A 20,063-nucleotide genomic window follows, 5' to 3' on the forward strand; every position below is an offset into this window, starting at 1 on the left:
CGGTGGCGCTACGCTGGTTGCGACAGGAAGAGGGGGTCCGGTATGAGATCCGCAGTGCCGGGAGCGCGCTTCGCCTGTACAGCAACGGCGTTTTTCACAGTCAGTACAACCCGGCCCAGCCGGTCACCGGCGGGGTCTGGGATCTGCTGCTGTTGCCCGCCTTTGCGCTGCCGGCCGGACGACCGGCGCGGGTGCTGGTGTTGGGCGTTGGTGGCGGCGCGGTGATCCGTCAGCTCAACCGGTTTTTATCGCCGGATCTGGTGGTGGGCGTGGAGCTGAACCCGGTGCATCTGGAGGTGGCTCAATCCCACTTCGGGACCGCGGCTTCCAATGTCTGCTTGTTGGAGGCGGATGCCCGGGAGTGGTTGGCGGCATACCGCGGGCCGGCTTTCGATCTGGTGATCGATGACCTGTTTGGGCATGTAGAGGGCGAAGCGGCGCGGGCCATCGCGGCGGACTCTGCCTGGTGTGGGCAGTTGATGCGGGTGCTCTCGCCCGGCGGTGCCCTGGTGATGAATTTTGAAAGCGAAAAACAGCTGCGTCGAGCGGCCACCTGGCGCGATCCGCTGTTGCGCCGGCGCTGGGCCGAGGGGCAGGTGCTGACGACGCCCCATTATGAGAACGCCATCGGTGCTTTTTTCCGACAGGCGCCGGACTGGAGCCGTTTTGAACAACGGCTGAAAACCCATCCGGAGCTGGACGCCAGCCGATCCCACTGTCGGCTTCGGTACCGACGAAAACCGTTATAGCTCGAGGCGCACCACTTTGAACCCGTCACGATCGATCAGGGTTTCGATTCGTCGGAAAAGTTCTTTCGCCTTGCGTTCCAGTGGAATGAACTGATTCACCACAAACAGGGCGACACCTTCCCGGTTCAGGTGTTGATAAGCGCTTTGCAGGAACCGCTCCGTGAGATCGCCACTGGTGCTGAACCCCTGGTGGAAGGGCGGGTTGCACAGCACAGCATCAAAGTGTTCTTCGATATGCCGGGCACAGTCATCGGCGATAACCTCGGCATTTACCGCATTGCGCTCGGCGTTGAGCTGCGCCATGGCAATGGCGGCGGCGTTGTTGTCGGTCATCACCCGGCGGTTGAGCGGCAGGGTTTTGGTCATCAAACCCAGATAACCGTAACCGCAACCCAGGTCGAGCAGCGTCTCCGGCTGGCGTTCTTGCAAAATGGGGTGCGCCTGTTGCCACAGTAATTCGCTGCCGCGATCAATTTTCTGCCAGCCGTAAAGACCGGGTTTGCTGTGGAGCGTCAGCCCTTGATGGTCGGCAGTGGGGCGCGCGTCGGCGTAGTTGTTGTCGGGCAGGGCTGCGCCGAGCGTTGCACCGCGTTGGAATCGGGCGGTGTAAAGCTCTCCCTGCTTCCGTGCTTTGTTTGAAGCCCCGAGGTAACGGGCGGCTTTGTCACAGTACGTCTTGATGCCCTCGGACTTGTGGCCGCAGAGTACCAGTTCACCGCCGGGTTTCAGGTGGCGGCCAGCGAGGTTGATCAGGTGGTGAACCAGAGACTTTTCCTTGGACACACGGCAATACACCCGGTCGAAGGGGCCCTGATCCAGAGTCTGCTCGTCAAAGTCATTGAACAGGGCTGTAAAGCCGGCCACTCGGGCAGTCTCGGTCGCGTCCCACCGATTGCTGACGATCGTCAGTGTTTCCGGCGCACCACTGGGCAATCGGGCGTTGCTGTTTTCATCCAGGCACCAGAGCCGCTTCAGGTGAGGCTCTTGGTCCATGGCTTCGACTAGCCACTCAGTCGCCGGGTCGGCTCGTTCAGACACAGTTGATTTCGTCCTCGGTCAGTGAGCGGAATTGTCCCTCGGGAAGCTCCGGATCCAGTCGGATGGAACCGATTGAAGCCCGGTGCAGGGCCGTGACGCGGTTGCCCAGCGCGGCGAACATGCGCTTTACCTGATGGTAGCGTCCCTCCACGAGCGTGATACTCGCTTGATGTGAACCTTCAATCACCAATGTCGCCGGTTGTGTCGGCTTGGGGTCGTCTTTCAATACGATCCCGTCGTGAAACGCGTCAATTGCCGAGGGCTCAATCGGATCGGCCGTTGTCACTTGATAGACTTTGGCGCAGGCGCGGCGCGGCGAGGTGATGCGATGGTTCCACTGGCCGTCGTCGGTCAGTAACAGCAGCCCGGTGGTGTCCTTGTCGAGCCGGCCGACAATCTGCTGTCCCGTCGCGAGGGTGCTGGGGAGTAGGTCCAGGACCGTGCGCTGGCTGGAATCTTCGGTGGCACAGACCACGCCGGCGGGTTTGTGGAGCATCAGATAGCGTGCGCGGGGCAGGGCCAGGGGGTGGCCGTCAAGAGTTACGGTTTCCTCACCGCAGAGAATGAGCCCGGCGTTTCGCACGGGCTCGCCGTCGACGGCAATACGCCGCTGGTGCAGCACCTGCTTTACGGACTTGCGCGACAGGCCGCTGCACTGACTGACGTATTTATCGAGTCGCATTGTCAAGGGATGGACGTTACCCGCCGATGCTGTTCTCGCCGGAGTCGACCGACTGATAGATCAGCGTGTTGATGGTCATGGGGCCGACGCCACCGGGTACCGGGGTGTAGGCGCTGACCCTGCCGGTCAGCGGTGCCAGCTCGATGTCGCCCACCTTGTGTTCGGGGTGGTAGCCAGCGTCGACGACCACGGCGCCATCCTTGATCCACTCGGCCTTGATGAACTCGGGCCGGCCTACAGCACCCACGACAATGTCCGCTTGGCCGATGATCTCCGCCAGGTTCTTGGTGCGGGAGTGGCAAATGGTGACCGTCGCGTTGGCATTCAGCAGCATCATGGCCATGGGCTTGCCCAAGATCGGGCTGCGGCCGACGACCACGGCGTGTTTGCCTTCCAGGGGAATATCGTAGGCTTCGAGCAGGCGCATGATGCCTTTGGGCGTGGCGCAGCCGTACGCTTTCTCTCCCATGCTCATGCGACCGAAGCCCAGGCAGGTGACGCCGTCCACGTCCTTGGCCAGGCTGATGGCGTCGAAACAGGCGCGCTCGTCCACCTGCTCCGGTACCGGGTGCTGCAGGAGGATGCCGTGGACGTTGGGGTCGTTGTTCAGTTCGTCAATCTTGGCGAGCAGTTCATCGGTGGTGGTGCTCGAGGGCATCTCGACCCGAAGGGACTCCATGCCGATCCGCTCGCAGGCGTTGCCTTTCATTTTGACGTAGGTGGCCGAGGCCGGGTCATCGCCCACCAGGATGGTGGCGAGAATCGGGGCACGGCCGCCATTGCGCGCTTTCAGATCCGAAACGCGCTCGGACAGTTCCTGTTCGGTTTTCTTGGCGAGGGCTTTACCATCGAGTAGCTGTGCAGGCATGGACCGAATTCCTCATGCAGACTGAAATGGGGCGCTATTGTCCCACAGTGCTTGCTTCAGGCAAAGATGAACCTGAGAGAGCGTGAGTGTTTGATGTGTGGGGTGAAACGCGGGGGAGTGGGGTGGCTGACGGGGATCGAACCCGCGACCACTGGAATCACAATCCAGGGCTCTACCAACTGAGCTACAGCCACCATTGCAGTGCGTTTTTCAGGGCGCGTACTCTACCGGAGTTGGTGGAGTGAATCCAGCCCTTTTTACTCGCGTGACGAGCGGGGGTTCTGCTCGAGCTTCTCACCAAGCGATGATCTCGACAGGAGACCAAAATGGCGCGCCCGGCAGGACTTGAACCTGCGGCCACCCGCTTAGAAGGCGGGTGCTCTATCCAGCTGAGCTACGGGCGCATGGCTGGGAAGTCTCGCAGGCGAGTGGTCGGAGTGGAGGGATTCGAACCCCCGACATTCTGCTCCCAAAGCAGACGCGCTACCAGGCTGCGCTACACTCCGCCGTTTAACGAACGCCGTCATTCGCGAGGTGCGCATAATACCCATGGCACCGGCCTCCGTCAACGGGAAATTGGGCTCGAATTCCACGGGTACTTGTGTCCAACCCGGTGGCTCGTCAGAATAGCTGCTCTGTAGAAAGAGGAGTCAGCATGCAAGAAACACCAAAGCACCAGGGTGATGATCTGGGCACGTCCATGAAACTGGGTATGCGCCGGTTGGCCTCGGGCGTGTCGGTTTTGTCCACGCGTACCGACAACGGCGATCGGTTTGCCATGACCGTGTCCTCGGTAACCTCGGTCTCGGATAACCCCGCCTCGCTGCTGGTGTGCGTGAACAAGCAGGTCGCCCTGGAAGGGCATCTCTCTACACTGGGCACGCCCTTTGCGATCAATATTCTGGCCTCTGAGCAGCGGGACATCTCGAACCTGTGCGCCGGTTTTATGGGCGACGAGCCCCGTTTCAGTCTGGGCGACTGGCGGCAGGGGCGTGACTCGGTGCCTTACCTGGCCGACGCCCAGGCCACGTTCTTCTGTGAGTCGGATCAGGTGACGACCTACGGGACCCACCATATTGTGATCGCCCGTATCGTGGAAGTGGTCCTGGGGGAGTTGAGGGTCGATCCTCTGGTTTACGTCGATGGCGGTTATGCATCGATACGTCGGGACTGACGACAGATTTGACCTGAAACGGGGCAGTGAATTGTGGTGGGAGGCGCCACCTTCCGGGGCGATTTTTCTGCCAAACGCGCTTTAACAGCGCTCTATTTTACTCTTGCAATGTGAAAGTTTTGTGGCTACGGGAGTTTTGCGGTTAAGGTTCACTAACTGTTTTATGCACATTGCCGGTGCGAAGACTGTCAAGCCCCTCGACACTCTTCTTCGAAAAGCCTTTTATCTGTGTTGACAATCGTAACTTATTGATAAATATAGAAAAAAATAGCTAGGTTAAAATTTGGACAATCTGTGCAGTGGTCAGAGTTGATGCGGCCTTGGGGGAGTTTCCCAAAAAGTATCCACTAAGTTATCCACAGAAAATGTGGACAATGGAATTGTGAATTTTTTGTGTCTGAGAAGGCCCTGATAAGCGTCCGGGGCGAAGGTCATCACTTCGTCGTCCCGGGGAGGCTACACTTAGGCATTGAACCAAGAAACGCAGGACGGATGTAATTCTATGACAGAAGCTTTGACGGTGACTGTTCTTGGCGGTGGCAGCTTTGGAACGGCGATCGCCAACATCGTGGCCGATAACGGCCATCGAACCTATTTGTGGATGCGGGACCCCGCCAGCGCCGCCGAGACGCAGAGCAGCCGCGAGAATCGGCGCTACCTCCCGGGCCACCGTCTGGCCGATGGGCTGGAAGTCACCGCGGACCTGGAGCGGGCGGTGAGCCAGAGTGATCTGGTGTTCGTCTCCATTCCCAGCCATTCCTTTCGCGCCGTAACCCGTCGGATTGCCCCCATGCTCAGGGCTGACGCCATGGTGGTCAGCACGGCCAAAGGCATTGAGCCCGAAGGCTTTACCCTCATGAGCCAGATTCTGGAGCAGGAGTTGCCCGACCATGCGATTGGTGTGCTCAGTGGTCCCAACTTTGCCAAAGAGGTGGTGGCCAAGCAGCAGACCGGCACGGTGGTGGCCAGCGAGAACGAGGCGCTGATCAAGTGCGTGCAGGGGTGTCTGCGCTCGGAGACCTTTCGTGTCTACGCCAACCCGGACCGTTATGGGGTCGAGCTCGGTGGCGCCCTGAAGAATATTTACGCCATTATCTGCGGTATGGCGTCTGCGCTCGGGGCAGGTCACAATACCCAGGCGATGCTGCTGACCCGCAGCCTGGCCGAAATGGGCCGTTTTGCCGCCGCCATGGGAGCCAACCCCATGACGTTTCTGGGGCTGTCTGGGGTCGGTGACCTGATTTTGACCTGTACCTCTGACCTGAGTCGCAACTATCGGGTTGGTTATGCCCTGGGCCAGGGCAAACCGCTCGAGGAAATTATTGACGGGTTGGGCCAGGTGGCGGAAGGGGTTAACACCTTGCGTCAGGTTAAGCAGAAAGCGGATGAGCTCGGTGTCTATATGCCTTTGGTCACCGGGCTGTTTGCGGTATTGTTCGAGGGGGAGGCAATTGCCGACGTCGCTCGCAAGCTGATGCTGGGCGAGCAAAACCACGATGTGGAATACATGGGAGAGGACTGATGGATACCGAATCTGTAAAAACCAATATCACCTCCGGCGAACACTGGCTTCGCCTGGTGTACATGTTGTTGTTTGCGGTCCTGCTGTATGTGGCCGGCTTTGTGATGGGTTTTATCATTGTATTGCAGTTTCTGTTCGCGCTGTTGAGTGGCAGCGCCAACAAGAACCTGCGCCAGTTTGGCGAATCCCTCGCGCTGTATATTTACCGGGTGCTCCAGTTTCTGACGTACAGCCGGGAGGACAAGCCGTTCCCTTTCAGCGACTGGCCGGAACCCGAAGAGCAGGTGGTGGCGACTAAAACCCGCCCGACACCCCGTCGCAAGACCACGCCAAAAGCCAAAACGGCCACGAAAGCGCCCGACGAAAAACCTGGGGCGACTGACAAGGATGATACTCAACCGTCGTAAGGTGGTGTTATGAAAACCCTGTACATCATGCGTCACGGCCAGGCGCAGGCCCGTGCCGCGACTGACGCCGAGCGGGCATTGACTGATCGAGGTGAGGCCGAGGTCCGCCAGATGGTTGCTTCATTGGCCGGTGAAATGGTGGGGCTGGAGCAAGTGTGGGCCAGCCCTTACCGGCGTGCGCGCCAGACCGCGGTTATCGCCAGCGAGGTGCTGGGGCGCGGCGCCGAGCCTACGCTCACTGAACTGCTGGTGCCGGAGGGCCGTGTTGAGCCCCTGTGTGAACAGATCCAGAATTGCCAGGAGTCTTCGCTGCTGCTGGTCAGTCACATGCCGTTGGTTGGTGAGTTGCTTCATTACCTGACCGGTGCCGAGCCCGGGCGCTATAGCATGGGAACGGCCTCGGTTGCCTGTGTCACCCTCGATGTGGTCGCGGCCGGCTTGGGCCAGCTGCAGTGGTTGCATCACCGGGAGGAGTAAGTGTTGACGGTGCTCCGTTGGTCCCTCTGGCTGGTCTCTTTGCTGATCGCTTTCCCGGTGGTGGCCGCTCAGGAGCCAACGCTCGTCCGCTACCCCGAGGCCGCTGAGGTGCGACAACAGCGAAACCACTATTTTGTTGACCTACTCCGCCTTGTTCTTGCGAAAACCGAGCCCGAGTTTGGCCCCTATCAATTGCAGCCGGTCGGCCTGAATGTGCCGCAGGGGCGCTTGATGCGAATGCTCTCTACCGGCGAGTCGGTCGATGTGCTGTGGAGTATGACCAGCCGTAGCCGCGAAACCCATTTGAGGCCGGTGCGAATCCCTTTGGGGCGGGGCCTGATTGGCTACCGCCTGTTGGTTATTCGGGCGGAAGACCGCGCGGCCTTTGCCGAGATAACATCGATTGAGCAGCTGTCCGAAAAGGTGGCGGGGCAGGGCCCGTCTTGGCCGGATACGGACATCCTCCGCCACAACGGTTTGAGTGTGACCACCAGTGGCTACGACTCTCTGTTCATGATGTTGCGCCACGGCCGTATCGATTACATTCCCCGAGCGTTGAACGAGCCCTGGGCAGAGGTGGCCGCGCGCCCGGAGCTTGATCTGGTGGTCGAGCCAACGCTGATGCTGCATTATCCGGCAGCCAATTATTTTTTTGTCGAGCGCGATAACAGGGTCTTGGCCGAGCGTCTGAGGCGCGGCCTGGAGCTGGCGCTGGCGGACGGCAGTCTTGAAAAACTGTTCTTCAACCACCCCGACCACAAGGTGATGTTTTCCAAAAGCCAGTATCAGCAACGGCGAGTTTTTCGCCTGGAAAACCCCTTGTTACCCGACACGGTTCCACTAAAGCGTGAGGCCCTGTGGTGGAAGCCCGAGGTGAAGAGTGAAGCGAGGGCAGAATGAAACGGGAACAACGGTTTGAGCTTGACGGTTTGTCGCTGAACGCTCAGGTGTGGGGAGAGGCGGGGGCTCGGCCAGTTCTGGCGCTGCACGGTTGGTTGGACAACAGCGCCAGTTTTGACGCGCTGGCCCAACAGCTTGGCGAGGTCCAACTGGTGGCGTTGGACTTGGCGGGGCACGGACGTAGTGACCACCGCCTCGGTGTCGGTCCCTATAGCATTTGGGACGATGTGGGTGATGTGTTTGCTGTGGCGGACCAGCTTGGCTGGTCGTCATTCAACTTGTTGGGCCATTCCCGTGGTGGCATTATCGGGATGCTCGCCGCAGGAACCTTTCCCGAGCGAATACAGGCGCTCGGGTTGGTGGAGGCCTTGTGGCCGGAGGTTCATCAAGTCAGCGATGCTCCGCGCCAACTGGCCCGTGCGATTCTGGAAACCCGCGCTTTGAGTCAGAAAAAGTTGACGGTATACGGCGATCTGGAGCGCGCCATACGGGCGCGGGAAAAGGGCATGTTCCCGCTCAGTCATGGCGCGGCCCGGCTGTTGACCGAGCGCGGTCTAAAGCCGGTGGCGGAAGGCTACTCCTGGAGCAGTGACCCGCGCCTGTTGCTGCCCTCCGCGGTGAAGTTTACCGAGGCGCACCTGGAAGCCTTTCTGGCCCGGTCCACCGCGCCCATGTGTCTGATTCTGGGGCGGTCCGGCATTCCGAAATTATTTGAACACTATCAAGACGCCCTGCAGCGGTTTCCCGAGCGGTTGCAGTGGCTGGAAATGCCGGGCGGCCATCATTTGCACATGGAGGAACAGGCTCCGCTCGTGGCCACCTGCTTGCAACGGTTTTTTGCCGGTGAAACTCTGACAGTGGGATAACCGATGGTGCTGGAGAAATTTTTGAAAACACGCATGATTCGAGTTCACCGAACGTTGCCGCGCTTCTTGTTCGCTGCCGTGTTCAAAGCTTTTATGTTGCTTTGGTTTGTGCCGCTATCGTGGGCGCAGGGGCCGGTTCAGCCCCCGAGCTTTCTGGGGTTGAAGGACTTCCCTCAGGCGCGGGTGGTGTTTCGTGAATATCACCCCGACAGCACCTATGTCCTGGCGCTCTCGACGTATAAAAAAGTAGGTGGCATCACCTCGGCCGACCGGGAGCAGCGGGTTGCAGGCGATGTCAGCCGCCGGACATTGGAGCTGGCGGAAAACTACAGTGCGCTTGAGGGCTTTGAATTTTATCGCAAACAACTGAGTGAATTCGCACTGCGCGAATTGTTTGCCTGTCGGGAACGCGAGTGCGGGGGCAGCATCAACTGGGCCAACAACCACTTCAACGTGATTCAACTCTATGGTCTGGATCAGCACCAATATTACGGTGTCTACGAAGTGGTTGAAGATGGCCGGGTCTATTATGCGAGTCTGTATGCCGTGCGTCGCGGCAATCGCCGCGTTTACGTGCAATTGGATCTGGTGCGCACGCCCGAAGACAGCCATGAGACATTGGCGATGAATCCGGCCACCTTCCATCACAATCTGCAGGAATCGCATTTTTTTGTGATGCCCGGCCTAGACGTCACAGGCAGTGATGGCAACTGGGAGGTGACAGTGTCCGGTGGTGCGATTGAAGCGCTCGCGGCCTTGTTGCGCCAGGAGCCCCAATGGCATATCGCTCTGGTGGGGCACGACTATGGGGTGGGAACGCTTGCAGAGCAGAAAGCCCATTCCCTGAAATATGCGGGCAAAGTTCTCGACGCTCTCAAGGACAAAGGCATCAGTGAGGAGCGTGTTTCCATCTATGGTTTGGGAAGCCTGGCGCCCGCCGGTCGGGGCGAGCGCAGTGCTAGGGTGGAGGTCGTGCGTTTACCCCGGGGTGGTTAGCGCAGAAGCGAGAGAAATTCGGTGCGGGTGGCCTGATTGCTGCGGAAGGTGCCGAGCATGGCCGAGGTTTTCATCAGAGAGTTCTGCTTTTCGACCCCGCGCATCATCATGCACATGTGCTGCGCCTCGATAATCACCCCAACACCCGATGCGCCGGTGATGTTCTGGATGGATTCGGCAATCTGCAGGGTCAGCTGCTCCTGGATTTGAAGCCGGCGCGCGTACATATCGACAATGCGCGCAACCTTGGACAATCCGAGCACATGGCCAGTGGGAATGTAGGCGACATGTGCCTTGCCGATAAACGGCAGCAGGTGGTGCTCACACAGGGAGTAGAGCTCGATGTCCTTGACCATGATCATTTCACTGGATTCGGACGGGAAGAGGGCGCCGTTGACGACGTCTTCAAGGCGTTGCTCATAGCCTTTGGTGAGAAACTGGAAGGCCTTGGCCGCCCGCTTAGGGGTGTCAACCAGTCCCGGACGTGTCAGATCTTCGCCGATGCCTTCGATGATCCGGGCAAAATGTTCTTTCATTGTGTTTTCCTCAACCCTGTAGGGGCCTGCAAGCTTTTTAAGAGGGCGGTAACCCTACGTCAAGCGGCCAGTTTGGTAAAGCCTTTTTTACGGTTGCGCGGCGGCCCCGGATCACGCCTCAGAGCCACTCGGTGCAAGGTCTGCAAAAAGACTGGGCTGACCGGGGGAACACAAGGGGCGACCATAACCGTTACAATAGACTTTTTCGACCGACGTATAGGAACAACCGCGTGCAACCGACCCAGGATTCGCCCGAGTGGGCGCCATTGACTACTGTTCGTGATTTTATCCGCTGGGGCGCCAGTCGGTTCTCCGCCGAGGGGCTTTATTTTGGCCACGGCACCGACAACGCCTGGGATGAGGCCGTCCAACTGGTGCTTCACGCGCTCCATCTGCCCGTTCAGAACAGCCGGCAGGAATGGCTCGATGCAACGCTGACTGAGCCGGAGAGGGAGGCGGTTGCGGCGCTGCTGCAACGGCGCATTGACCAGCGTGTGCCCGCCGCCTACCTGACCGGCGAAGCCTGGTTCTGTGGTTTGCGCTTTCACGTGGACGAACGAGTACTGGTGCCGCGCTCCCCGATCGCCGAACTGGTTGAAGCGGGGTTTGAGCCCTGGTTGGAACAGGAGCCCGAGCGGGTGCTCGATCTCTGTACCGGTAGTGGTTGCATCGGTATTGCCTGCGCTTATGCGTTTCCCGAAGCCCATATCCACCTCAGCGATATCTCTCCCGAGGCCCTTGGCGTCGCCCAGCGCAATATCCACGAACACCACCTTCAGGAACGCGTGACCGCCATTGAGTCCGATCTGTTCTCCGGGTTGTCGGGCCATCGCTATGATCTGATCGTGAGTAACCCGCCCTACGTGGATGCCAATGATCTGGCGAGCATGCCCGCCGAGTACCATGCGGAGCCTGGGTTGGCGCTTGAGTCCGGAGACGATGGGTTGGACTTCACCCGTAGACTGTTGGCCGAGGCCGGAGAATACCTGACGGACCACGGGGTTCTGGTGGTCGAGGTGGGCAACTCTCAAGCGGCTCTTGAACAGGCGTTTCCCCAGTTGCCATTCACTTGGATTGAATTCGAGCATGGTGGGCATGGGGTATTTGTATTGACCGCCGAGGCGCTCGCCGCCTTTTCTGAGGTATAATCCGCGCTAAATACGCACTGGCAATAGAGAATTTCGGAACCGACTATGTCCGGCAACAGTTTTGGCAAGCTTTTTACCCTGACCACCTTTGGCGAAAGCCACGGCCCGGCGCTGGGCGCCGTTGTCGACGGCTGCCCGCCCGGCCTGGCGCTCTCGGAAGCGGACCTTCAGCTCGATCTGGACCGGCGCAAGCCGGGTACCTCCCGCTACACGACCCAGCGCCGCGAGGCCGATCAGGTGCGGATCCTCTCCGGTGTGTTCGAAGGCAAAACCACGGGTACGCCGATCGGTTTGCTGATCGAAAACACCGACCAGCGCTCCAAGGATTACTCCAAAATCAAAGACCAGTTCCGCCCGGCGCACGCGGATTACACTTACCACCACAAATACGGTGTTCGCGATTACCGCGGCGGCGGCCGCTCGTCCGCCCGCGAAACCGCCATGCGGGTGGCGGCGGGCGCCATTGCCAAGAAGTACCTGCGCGAGCGCTTCGGTATTGAAGTCCGCGGTTACCTCTCCCAACTGGGCCCTATTGAGATTGAAAAAGTCGATTGGGATCAAATTGCCGAGAACCCCTTCTTCTGCCCGGACGTAGACAAGGTGCCCGAAATGGAGTCCTACATGCAGGCCCTGACCAAAGAGGGCAACTCCGTGGGGGCGAAAATTACCGTTGTGGCTACCGGGGTGAAACCGGGGCTGGGCGAGCCGGTGTTTGACCGATTGGATGCGGATATCGCCCACGGCCTGATGAGCATCAATGCGGTAAAAGGGGTGGAAATCGGGGCCGGCTTTGCCTCGGTGGCCCAGAAGGGGACCGAACACCGGGACGAAATGACTCCCGAAGGTTTTCTGTCCAACCATGCTGGTGGGGTGCTTGGCGGTATTTCCTCCGGGCAGGATATCGTGGCTCACCTGGCCCTCAAACCCACGTCCAGCCTGCGGGTGCCGGGGCGCGGCATTGATGTCCACGGTCAGCCCACCGAAGTGGTGACCACCGGGCGCCACGACCCCTGCGTAGGCATTCGTGCCACCCCGATTGCCGAAGCGATGCTGGCGCTGGTATTGATGGATCACTGTCTGCGCCACCGCGCCCAGAATGCCGATGTGCGTACGGATACACCGGTCATACCCGCGACCCCGTAAACGCTTTTCCCGTGGCTCGATAGTGTGGCATGCTGGGCCGCCCGGTCCGGCTTGCAGCACTGGTCACCTCTGCCGGGCCTTGTTGTGATTTTTCGGGAGCGCCTGTCATGCAAGACCTCAAGTTATCCCTGGTCCAGACCTTTATCACTCCCGACGATCCCGAACTCAACCTCTCGGCCTACGAGCCGTTGTTGCGACGGGCTCAGGGCAGTGACCTGGTGGTGTTGCCGGAGGTCTTTACCACGGGCTTCAGTGCCTCGGCGCGCAATCACGCCGAAGTGGTGGATGGCCGCGCCTATCAATGGATGGCCCGGTGGGCGCGGGAACTCGATGCGGTAGTGACCGGTTCGATCGTCGTCCGCGAGAATGATCAGTACAGCAATCGACTGGTCTGGATGAGGCCCTCGGGCGAGTATGCGCAGTACGACAAGCGCCACCTGTTTCGGATGGCGGGCGAGCACAAACGCTATGCCGGTGGCAGTGAGCGTCTGATCGTCGAGCTGAAAGGCTGGCGAATCCTTCCGATGATCTGCTACGACCTGCGCTTTCCGGTGTGGAGCCGCAACCGCAACGACTACGATATGGCCCTGTACGTGGCCAACTGGCCCGCGGTGCGCTCGCTTCATTGGCGTCGGCTTCTGCAGGCGCGCGCCATTGAAAACCTGAGTTACGTGGTGGGTGTGAATCGTATCGGAGAGGATGAAAAGTCACAGGAATATTCCGGTGACAGTGGCATCTATGGGCCGGCGGGAGAAACCATTCTTGACCTGGAAGAGCGCAATGGCTGCTTCACGGGAACGCTGAGTTCCGAACGGCTGGTGAACTACCGCGAATCCTTCCCTGCCTATCTGGACGCGGATCGCTTTACCTTGGACCCCTGACGACAATCGGCCCGCTGCCTGGCAGCGGGCCGATATCGGAAAGTGCTTTGGTCGTCTTTGGCCCGCTTAGAAGTGCAGCTTGACCGCCGCGTAGGGACCCTTCACTTCCACGTCTGCTGTGACGTCTTCATTGATCTCCAGGTTCATCTGGCGATAGCCCAGCTCGATACCCAGGTCCAACACCGACTCGACGAAGTTGTAGCTGATGTTGGCGCTCAGGTCGCTCAAGCTGTCGTCGTCATAATTGATGGCATTACCCTGTACACCCACGGAGAAACCGGTCAAGGGCAGGTCGAATTGTGCCTTGCCGTACACCATGGGAAGGGTTTCATCCAGAGTGACATTCTGCTCTACCAGTGTGGCGCCGGCGGCTTCGCTGGCGGCATAGACGTGGCCGTCAAACTGGCGCATGGTCAGGCCGACATCCAGGCTCACCCAGTTGTCGAGCAGCTCGTAATACAGGGTGTAATCGATGTGTGTCAGGTCAACATCGGATTCGACGTCACCGGGTACGAACGTTTGACCGTCAAGGGTAAACGTCTCGTCAACGAACGCAGACTGTTGGCTGCTGAGATCGGTGTACTGTATGCGACCGTTGGGAATCAGGGGGATCGGGTGTTCGAAAGCGACATAGAAGTAATTGTTGTCACTCTCGCTCAAACCCAGTTTGTTGACATCAATATCGTTGTCGGTATCACCCAGTTGCCCGGAGTAGTCGCTTTGCCACTGACCGGCGCCGGCGTAGACACCCAGAACGTCCGCGGAGGCGAAAGGGGCGGCCATGACCAGGCCGCTCGCGAGTAATACTTTTTTCATAACATCTTCCCATCATTGGTTGGGTGAGTGGACTGTGTTGTATCTTAGCAGAGCTCTGCGTGAAAAGTGTGACGGAGTGTACGTTGTAAGGTTCCCGATCGATCGGCCAAAGTGTGATCCACGCTATCCTTTGAGCAGTTGCAGGAACACGCGCGCCGCATTGTTCAGGCTGCGCTGGCGATGATGAATGGCCCCCAGGTTGCGGGTGATCATCGGTTGCTCGGTATTGAGCACCTGGACCTGTCCGTCCCCCAATAATGTTTGCGGCAGTACCCCCCAGCCGAGACCGATTGAGACCATCATTTTCAGGGTGTCCAGATGGTTGGTCACCATGCCTACCGTCAGCGCCAGACCGCGCTCGTCAAACAGCGTCTGTATCAGTCGGGTGGTGTAGGTGTTCGCATCGGGCAAAATGGCCTGCCAGGGGCTCAGATCTTCCAGACTGACGGACTCGCGTTCGGCCAGCGGATGATTGTGGGCGACGGTGAAGTAGAGATGGTCGCGCCAGATCACTTCCTCGGTCATTCGCGGGTCGGCGTCCGGAGCCAGAGTGACAATACCCAGGTCAAAGCGGCCCTGAAGCACTTCCTCGTAGGCCTGTTCGGAGTCGAGAAAGTGCAAATCCAGCTTCACGTCGGGGTAGCGCTCGGTGAAGTGCCGGAGTGTCGGCGGCAGTCGGTGCAGACCGATATGGTGACTGGTAGCGATGCTCAGCCGCCCCCGGACTTCACCCCGTAGGTCAGTGATGGCCCGTTCGGCGTCGGCGACTTCCTGGAGGATACGCTTGGCGTTCGGCAGCAGCGACAGACCGGCGTGGGTGAGGCTGATCTGACGGCCCACCCGGTCGAAGAGGAGGCTGTCGAGCTGGTGCTCAAGCGTCGCGATGCGCTTGCTGACCGCTGGCTGCGTCAGGTGCAGCCGCTGGCCGGCCGCGGAAAAAGAACCGGTTTCGGCGACGGCCAGAAAGGCCTGTAAGTGTTGAGTGTCCATAAGGGTGGAAGTTTATCCATTCCGTATTGGAATGCAATAGATAAAAATTATAAATTTGTTTTATTGGTTGGCCGCCCTTAAAATAGCCTCACTAAAGCAATTTGAACAGCAACTGTGATTTGGAATCGAGCGGTTATGAGTGCGAGAACCCTTTACGACAAACTCTGGGACGCCCACCTCGTGCAGAAGCGCGACGACGGCTCCGCGTTGATCTATATCGATCGGCACATCATTCACGAAGTGACCTCGCCCCAGGCGTTTGAGGGGTTGCGTCTGGCCGGTCGCAAACCTTGGCGCGCGGACTCCATCCTGGCCACGCCGGACCACAACGTGCCCACGACCCTGAAAGAGCGGGCCTCCGGTGTTTCCGGTATTCAGGACCCGGTGTCGTTGATTCAGGTGAAAACCCTGGACGACAACTGCGACGAGTACGGGATTACCGAGTACAAAATCAACGACCAGCGTCAGGGCATTGTTCACGTCATCGGGCCCGAGTCCGGTGCCAGTCTGCCGGGTATGACCATCGTCTGTGGCGACTCCCATACCGCCACCAACGGTGCCCTCGGTGCCTTGGCCCACGGTATTGGGACCAGTGAAGTCGAGCATGTCATGGCGACCCAGTGCCTGGTGGCCAAGAAAATGAAGAACATGTTGATTCGTGTCGATGGTCAGCTCCGCCCGGACGTGACCTCGAAAGACGTGGTGTTGGCGATCATTGCCAAAATCGGCACCGCCGGCGGCACCGGCTACGCCGTGGAGTTTGGCGGCGACGTCTTCCGCAATATGAGCATGGAAGGGCGCATGACCGTGTGCAACATGGCCATCGAAGCGGGCGCCCGCGCCGGTATGGTGGCCGTGGACCAGACCACCATCGACTATGTTGAAGGTCGCCCCTATGCGCCCAAAGGTGAAAACTGGGAAAAGGCCGTGCAAGCCTGGCGCGATCTCAAAAGCGATGACGGTGCCCACTTTGACCGCGTTGTGGAGATGCGGGGCGAAGACATCAAGCCGCAAGTCAGTTGGGGAACCTCGCCCGAAATGGTCGTCTCCATTGACGACAACGTGCCGGACCCCGAGGCCGAACAGGACGCGGTCAAGCGCGAGAGCATGAAACGGGCGCTTCAGTATATGGGCTTGAGTGCCGGCCAGCCGATGCGCTCCATCCAGTTGGATCGGGTTTTCATCGGCTCCTGCACCAACTCCCGGATCGAAGACATCCGCGCCGCCGCTGCTGTGGTTCGGGGGCACCGCAAAGCCGACTCCGTCAAGGAGGCGATCGTGGTGCCGGGCTCCGGTTCGGTGAAAGCACAGGCCGAGAGGGAAGGGTTGGACAAGATCTTTATCGAAGCGGGCATTGAATGGCGCGAACCGGGCTGCTCCATGTGCCTGGCCATGAACGCCGACAAACTCGGGGCAGGGGAGCACTGCGCTTCCACCTCCAACCGCAACTTTGAAGGGCGTCAAGGCTACGGCGGTCGCACCCACCTGGTGAGTCCGGCCATGGCGGCGGCAGCGGCCATCGCCGGCCACTTTGTCGATGTACGTGAAATTACCGGAGGGCAAGCGGCATGAAATCCTTTACCAAGATAACCGGCATCGCCGCGCCCATGGACCGGGCGAACGTCGATACCGATATGATCATCCCCAAGCAGTTTTTGAAGTCGATCAAGCGGACCGGTTTCGGCAAAAACCTGTTTGACGAATTGCGTTACCTCGATGAAGGCCAACCGGACCAGGACTGCAGCGGTCGCCCGCTGAACCCGGAGTTCCCGTTGAACTTCCCGCGCTACCGGAACGCCAAGGTTTTGCTTGCACGGGAAAACTTCGGCTGCGGCTCCAGCCGCGAACACGCCCCTTGGGCGCTGGATGACTACGGGTTCCGCTGCATCATCGCGCCGAGTTTTGCCGAGATTTTCTATAACAACTGCTTTAAAAACGGGTTGTTGCCAATTGTTCTGGATGCCGACATTGTCGACCGTCTGTTCAAGGAAATGTACGCTCAGGAAGGCTACGAGTTGACGATCGATCTGGAAGCGCAAACCGTAAAAACACCAAGCGGTGAAACGTTTGAGTTCGAGATCGACGAATTTCGCAAGCATTGTCTGTTGAACGGTCTGGACGACATCGGCTTGACGCTGGAGCATGAAGACGCCATCAAGGCGTATGAAGCCCAACGCCGCCAGGAAGCACCCTGGTTGTTTGATGGGCTGCGTTAAACTTTTAGTTGGGCAGCGGCCGTAGCGTCCGGTCCGTGGAGGGCGTATACCCTTTCAAGACACGCCGTGAATACGTCCCTGTAGGCTCGAATCGCGTGTCCCGCGCTCCACGGTCTTGAAAGGGTATACGCCCTCCACGGACCTCAGTGCCACACATTGGGTACGTTGGGTGGACTAAAGCTTACCAGCTTCAGTTGGCACGGAGGCTCGGGAGGAGCAGGAGGGTTTGCAAGACCGTGGAGCGGGGGACCCGCGATTCGAGCCCCCAGGGATGGGTTTACGGCGTGTCTTGCAAACCCTCCTGCTCCTCCCGAGCCGGACTACAACAAAGAACCAAAGCAGAAGATGGCGGTGTAGCTTACAAACACCACGATTTATAGACACACAAAATTATTCTGGAGAACAACGTTTTGGGAAAACAGATACTACTACTGCCCGGTGACGGCATCGGCCCCGAAATCGTCGCGGAAGCCAAAAAAGTCCTGAACCTGGTCAACGACCAATTCCAGCTCGGACTCAGCTTCGACGAAGACCTCATGGGCGGCTGCTCCATCGACAAACACGGCGTCCCCCTGGCCGACGAAGCCCTCGAAAAAGCCCGCCAGTCCGACGCCATACTGCTTGGCGCCGTCGGCGGCCCCCAGTGGGACAAGCTTGATCGCGCCATTCGCCCCGAAAAAGGCCTGCTCAAAATACGCTCCTCGCTGGAACTGTACGCCAACCTGCGCCCGGCCATGCTCTACCCACAACTGGTCGAAGCCTCCAGCCTCAAGCCCGAAGTCGTCTCCGGACTGGACATCCTCATCGTGCGCGAACTGACCGGCGGCATCTACTTCGGCGAGCCCCGCGGCATCCGCACGCTGGAAAACGGCGAGCGCGAAGGCTTCAACACCTACAAATACAGCGAAAGCGAAATCGAACGCATCGGCCGCACCGCCTTCGAAATGGCCCGCAAGCGGAACAAAAAAGTCTGCTCCGTGGACAAAGCCAACGTCCTCGAAGCCACCATGCTGTGGCGCGAAGTCATGGACCGCCTGGCACCGGAGTACCCGGACGTCGAGCTGTCCCACATGTACGTCGACAACGCCGCTATGCAACTGGTCCGGGCGCCCAAACAATTCGACGTCATCGTGACCGGCAACATGTTCGGCGACATCCTCTCCGACGCCGCCGCCATGCTCACCGGCTCCATCGGCATGCTCCCCTCGGCCTCGTTGGACAAGAACGGACGCGGCATGTACGAACCCTGCCACGGCTCCGCACCGGACATCGCCGGGCAGGGCATCGCCAACCCGCTGGCGACCATACTGTCCGCCGCCATGATGTTGCGCTATTCTCTGTCAATGACAGACGCCGCCGACGCCATCGAAGCGTCCGTCGGCAAAGTGCTCGACCAGGGCCTGCGCACGGCAGACATCGTCACCGAAGGCAGCCGCAAGGTCTCCACCCAGGAAATGGGCGACGCCGTGGTTGAGGCGCTGCGGGGTTAAGAGCAAACAGAATTCACTCACTTAAAGAAAGAGAGACAGATTATGAAAGTAGGTTTTATTGGATGGCGTGGCATGGTCGGCTCCGTACTCATGGAGCGCATGCAGGCAGAAAACGACTTCGCCGACATCGAACCCGTCTTCTTCTCCACCTCCAATGCCGGCGGTAAAGCCCCCGCCGTGGCAGACGGCGTAGCGCCGCTCAAAGACGCCTTCGACATCGAAGAACTGCGCGTGCTCGACGCCATCGTCACCTGCCAAGGTGGGGACTACACCAGCGAAGTCTTCCCCAAACTGCGTGAAGGCGGCTGGACCGGCTACTGGATCGACGCCGCCTCCACCCTGCGCATGAAAGACGACGCCGCCCTCGTGCTCGACCCCGTCAACCTCGACGTGATCAAAGACAGCATCAGCAAAGGCGTGAAAAACTACATCGGCGGCAACTGCACCGTCAGCCTCATGCTCATGGGGCTGGGCGGCCTGTTCCGTAACAACGCCGTCGAATGGGTCTCCGCTATGACCTACCAGGCCGCCAGTGGCGCCGGTGCCCAGAACATGCGCGAGCTGCTCAACCAGATGGGCGCGCTGCGCGACTCCGTCGCCGACGAGCTGGCCGACCCGCGTTCCGCTATCCTGGACATTGATCGCAAAGTCGCCGCCGCCATGCGCAGTGACGACTTCCCGACCGACCAGTTTGGCGCACCGCTGGCAGGCAGTCTGCTGCCCTTTATCGACAAGCAGCTGGACAACCGCCAGAGCAAAGAAGAGTGGAAAGCGATCGCCGAGACCAACAAAATCCTGGGCCGCAGCAACAACCCGGTTCCGATTGACGGTGTCTGCGTGCGGGTCGGCTCCATGCGCTGCCACAGCCAGGCGCTGACCATCAAACTCAACAAAGACATTCCACTGGATGAGATCGAAGGCATGCTGGCGGACTCCAATGAGTGGGCCAAGGTGGTTCCCAATGAGCGCGAAGCGACGTTGCGGGATCTGACCCCGACCGCTGTCACTGGAACCTTGACCGTACCGGTGGGCCGCCTGCGCAAGATGAATATCGGCTCCCAGTACCTGTCCGCGTTCACTGTGGGCGACCAGCTCCTGTGGGGGGCGGCAGAGCCTCTGCGTCGGGTTCTGCGGATCCTGAAAGAAGCCTGATCATCCTTCGGA

20 protein-coding genes, 3 tRNA genes and 1 pseudogene are annotated in these 20,063 nt (G+C 59.5%); 15 read left to right on the top strand and 9 right to left on the bottom strand.

Translation table 11 applies throughout. The annotated features are described in order from the left end of the window. Positions 1-2 precede the first annotated feature (2 nt). Positions 3-749, top strand: a complete 747-nt coding sequence (locus G547_RS22030; RefSeq protein WP_036189244.1) for a spermidine synthase — start codon at positions 3-5, stop codon at positions 747-749. On the opposite strand, the gene G547_RS22035 is transcribed toward G547_RS22030, so the two are convergent. From G547_RS22035 to G547_RS0117080, 6 genes are all read right to left on the bottom strand, one after another. Then, entirely contained in the window at positions 744-1,787 is a 1,044-nt protein-coding gene (locus G547_RS22035; protein WP_157209926.1) for a methyltransferase, read from the bottom strand. The two genes, G547_RS22030 and G547_RS22035, sit on opposite strands and share 6 nt — an antisense overlap. Next, positions 1,780-2,469 carry a pseudouridine synthase gene (locus G547_RS0117060; RefSeq protein WP_027330870.1) on the bottom strand — a complete coding sequence of 230 codons (690 nt, stop codon included), beginning with the start codon at positions 2,467-2,469 and terminating at the stop codon, positions 1,780-1,782. The genes G547_RS22035 and G547_RS0117060 overlap by 8 nt, the downstream gene beginning before the upstream one ends. A gap of 16 nt (positions 2,470-2,485) precedes the next feature. After that, entirely contained in the window at positions 2,486-3,337 is an 852-nt protein-coding gene (gene folD / locus G547_RS0117065) for a bifunctional methylenetetrahydrofolate dehydrogenase/methenyltetrahydrofolate cyclohydrolase FolD (protein ID WP_027330871.1), read from the bottom strand. Between the two features lie 118 nt (positions 3,338-3,455). Beyond that, positions 3,456-3,531: transfer RNA gene (locus G547_RS0117070), tRNA-His, on the bottom strand. Between the two features lie 133 nt (positions 3,532-3,664). After that, positions 3,665-3,741: transfer RNA gene (locus tag G547_RS0117075), tRNA-Arg, on the bottom strand. A gap of 25 nt (positions 3,742-3,766) precedes the next feature. After that, positions 3,767-3,843: transfer RNA gene (locus G547_RS0117080), tRNA-Pro, on the bottom strand. Between the two features lie 149 nt (positions 3,844-3,992). Between G547_RS0117080 and G547_RS0117085 the strand changes: the two genes are divergently transcribed. From G547_RS0117085 to G547_RS22050, 7 genes are all read left to right on the top strand, one after another. After that, positions 3,993-4,511, top strand: coding sequence for a flavin reductase family protein (locus G547_RS0117085; RefSeq protein ID WP_027330872.1), 519 nt, complete (start codon positions 3,993-3,995; stop codon positions 4,509-4,511). Positions 4,512-5,013: 502 nt separating this feature from the next. Next, positions 5,014-6,033, top strand: a complete 1,020-nt coding sequence (locus tag G547_RS0117090; RefSeq protein ID WP_027330873.1) for an NAD(P)H-dependent glycerol-3-phosphate dehydrogenase — start codon at positions 5,014-5,016, stop codon at positions 6,031-6,033. After that, positions 6,033-6,440 (top strand): DUF4389 domain-containing protein, encoded by a 408-nt coding sequence (locus G547_RS22040; protein WP_084646150.1) that lies wholly within the window; start codon positions 6,033-6,035, stop codon positions 6,438-6,440. The genes G547_RS0117090 and G547_RS22040 overlap by 1 nt, the downstream gene beginning before the upstream one ends. 9 nt (positions 6,441-6,449) lie before the next feature. After that, the gene (sixA, locus tag G547_RS0117100) at positions 6,450-6,917 is read left to right on the top strand and encodes a phosphohistidine phosphatase SixA (RefSeq protein ID WP_027330874.1); all 468 of its coding nucleotides are present in this window, start codon (positions 6,450-6,452) and stop codon (positions 6,915-6,917) included. Next, positions 6,918-7,817 (top strand): substrate-binding periplasmic protein, encoded by a 900-nt coding sequence (locus G547_RS0117105; RefSeq protein WP_051235680.1) that lies wholly within the window; start codon positions 6,918-6,920, stop codon positions 7,815-7,817. Continuing rightward, entirely contained in the window at positions 7,814-8,683 is an 870-nt protein-coding gene (locus tag G547_RS22045; RefSeq protein WP_036189250.1) for an alpha/beta fold hydrolase, read from the top strand. The genes G547_RS0117105 and G547_RS22045 overlap by 4 nt, the downstream gene beginning before the upstream one ends. 21 nt (positions 8,684-8,704) lie before the next feature. Further along, positions 8,705-9,679 (top strand): DUF4892 domain-containing protein, encoded by a 975-nt coding sequence (locus tag G547_RS22050; RefSeq protein WP_169449469.1) that lies wholly within the window; start codon positions 8,705-8,707, stop codon positions 9,677-9,679. Here the strand turns inward: G547_RS22050 and folE are convergent. Further along, positions 9,676-10,218: pseudogene (gene folE / locus G547_RS0117120) on the bottom strand (GTP cyclohydrolase I FolE); the annotation flags it as partial. The gene G547_RS22050 and the pseudogene folE sit on opposite strands and share 4 nt — an antisense overlap. 227 nt (positions 10,219-10,445) lie before the next feature. Here folE and prmB point away from each other — a divergent pair. The 3 genes from prmB to G547_RS0117135 all read left to right on the top strand — a co-directional run bounded on the left by prmB (position 10,446) and on the right by G547_RS0117135 (position 13,387). Beyond that, positions 10,446-11,363 (top strand): 50S ribosomal protein L3 N(5)-glutamine methyltransferase, encoded by a 918-nt coding sequence (gene prmB / locus G547_RS0117125; protein WP_051235682.1) that lies wholly within the window; start codon positions 10,446-10,448, stop codon positions 11,361-11,363. Positions 11,364-11,408: 45 nt separating this feature from the next. Next, complete coding sequence (gene aroC, locus G547_RS0117130; RefSeq protein ID WP_027330878.1) at positions 11,409-12,506, top strand: chorismate synthase; 1,098 nt, start codon at positions 11,409-11,411, stop codon at positions 12,504-12,506. 107 nt (positions 12,507-12,613) lie between these two features. After that, complete coding sequence (locus tag G547_RS0117135) at positions 12,614-13,387, top strand: amidohydrolase (protein WP_027330879.1); 774 nt, start codon at positions 12,614-12,616, stop codon at positions 13,385-13,387. A 66-nt stretch (positions 13,388-13,453) separates the two neighbouring features. On the opposite strand, the gene G547_RS0117140 is transcribed toward G547_RS0117135, so the two are convergent. Then, on the bottom strand, positions 13,454-14,203 hold the full coding sequence (locus tag G547_RS0117140) for a TIGR04219 family outer membrane beta-barrel protein (RefSeq protein WP_027330880.1): 750 nt from the start codon (positions 14,201-14,203) through the stop codon (positions 13,454-13,456). Between the two features lie 123 nt (positions 14,204-14,326). Further along, positions 14,327-15,193: a LysR family transcriptional regulator gene (locus G547_RS0117145; protein ID WP_027330881.1), complete on the bottom strand. Its 867-nt coding sequence runs from the start codon at positions 15,191-15,193 to the stop codon at positions 14,327-14,329. 135 nt (positions 15,194-15,328) lie between these two features. Here G547_RS0117145 and leuC point away from each other — a divergent pair, with 135 nt between their 5' ends. From leuC to asd, 4 genes are all read left to right on the top strand, one after another. Next, entirely contained in the window at positions 15,329-16,765 is a 1,437-nt protein-coding gene (gene leuC, locus G547_RS0117150; RefSeq protein ID WP_027330882.1) for a 3-isopropylmalate dehydratase large subunit, read from the top strand. After that, on the top strand, positions 16,762-17,409 hold the full coding sequence (gene leuD, locus G547_RS0117155; RefSeq protein WP_027330883.1) for a 3-isopropylmalate dehydratase small subunit: 648 nt from the start codon (positions 16,762-16,764) through the stop codon (positions 17,407-17,409). The genes leuC and leuD overlap by 4 nt, the downstream gene beginning before the upstream one ends. A 410-nt stretch (positions 17,410-17,819) precedes the next feature. Then, positions 17,820-18,899, top strand: a complete 1,080-nt coding sequence (leuB, locus tag G547_RS0117160) for a 3-isopropylmalate dehydrogenase (protein WP_027330884.1) — start codon at positions 17,820-17,822, stop codon at positions 18,897-18,899. A 42-nt stretch (positions 18,900-18,941) separates the two neighbouring features. Next, entirely contained in the window at positions 18,942-20,051 is a 1,110-nt protein-coding gene (asd, locus tag G547_RS0117165; protein WP_027330885.1) for an aspartate-semialdehyde dehydrogenase, read from the top strand. The last annotated feature ends 12 nt before the right edge of the window (positions 20,052-20,063 follow it).

Source organism: Marinimicrobium agarilyticum DSM 16975, from assembly GCF_000423345.1.
Classification (GTDB): domain Bacteria; phylum Pseudomonadota; class Gammaproteobacteria; order Pseudomonadales; family Cellvibrionaceae; genus Marinimicrobium; species Marinimicrobium agarilyticum.

What these genes read in the sequence shown, in the direction of transcription:
- G547_RS0117060 (WP_027330870.1), bottom strand. Translation starts at nt 2,469, where the DNA reads ATGCGACTCGATAAATACGTCAGTCAGTGCAGCGGCCTGTCGCGCAAG.
- folD (WP_027330871.1), bottom strand. Translation starts at nt 3,337, where the DNA reads ATGCCTGCACAGCTACTCGATGGTAAAGCCCTCGCCAAGAAAACCGAA.
- G547_RS0117085 (WP_027330872.1), top strand. Translation starts at nt 3,993, where the DNA reads ATGCAAGAAACACCAAAGCACCAGGGTGATGATCTGGGCACGTCCATG.
- G547_RS0117090 (WP_027330873.1), top strand. Translation starts at nt 5,014, where the DNA reads ATGACAGAAGCTTTGACGGTGACTGTTCTTGGCGGTGGCAGCTTTGGA.
- G547_RS22040 (WP_084646150.1), top strand. Translation starts at nt 6,033, where the DNA reads ATGGATACCGAATCTGTAAAAACCAATATCACCTCCGGCGAACACTGG.
- sixA (WP_027330874.1), top strand. Translation starts at nt 6,450, where the DNA reads ATGAAAACCCTGTACATCATGCGTCACGGCCAGGCGCAGGCCCGTGCC.
- G547_RS22045 (WP_036189250.1), top strand. Translation starts at nt 7,814, where the DNA reads ATGAAACGGGAACAACGGTTTGAGCTTGACGGTTTGTCGCTGAACGCT.
- aroC (WP_027330878.1), top strand. Translation starts at nt 11,409, where the DNA reads ATGTCCGGCAACAGTTTTGGCAAGCTTTTTACCCTGACCACCTTTGGC.
- G547_RS0117135 (WP_027330879.1), top strand. Translation starts at nt 12,614, where the DNA reads ATGCAAGACCTCAAGTTATCCCTGGTCCAGACCTTTATCACTCCCGAC.
- G547_RS0117140 (WP_027330880.1), bottom strand. Translation starts at nt 14,203, where the DNA reads ATGAAAAAAGTATTACTCGCGAGCGGCCTGGTCATGGCCGCCCCTTTC.
- G547_RS0117145 (WP_027330881.1), bottom strand. Translation starts at nt 15,193, where the DNA reads ATGGACACTCAACACTTACAGGCCTTTCTGGCCGTCGCCGAAACCGGT.
- leuC (WP_027330882.1), top strand. Translation starts at nt 15,329, where the DNA reads ATGAGTGCGAGAACCCTTTACGACAAACTCTGGGACGCCCACCTCGTG.
- leuD (WP_027330883.1), top strand. Translation starts at nt 16,762, where the DNA reads ATGAAATCCTTTACCAAGATAACCGGCATCGCCGCGCCCATGGACCGG.
- asd (WP_027330885.1), top strand. Translation starts at nt 18,942, where the DNA reads ATGAAAGTAGGTTTTATTGGATGGCGTGGCATGGTCGGCTCCGTACTC.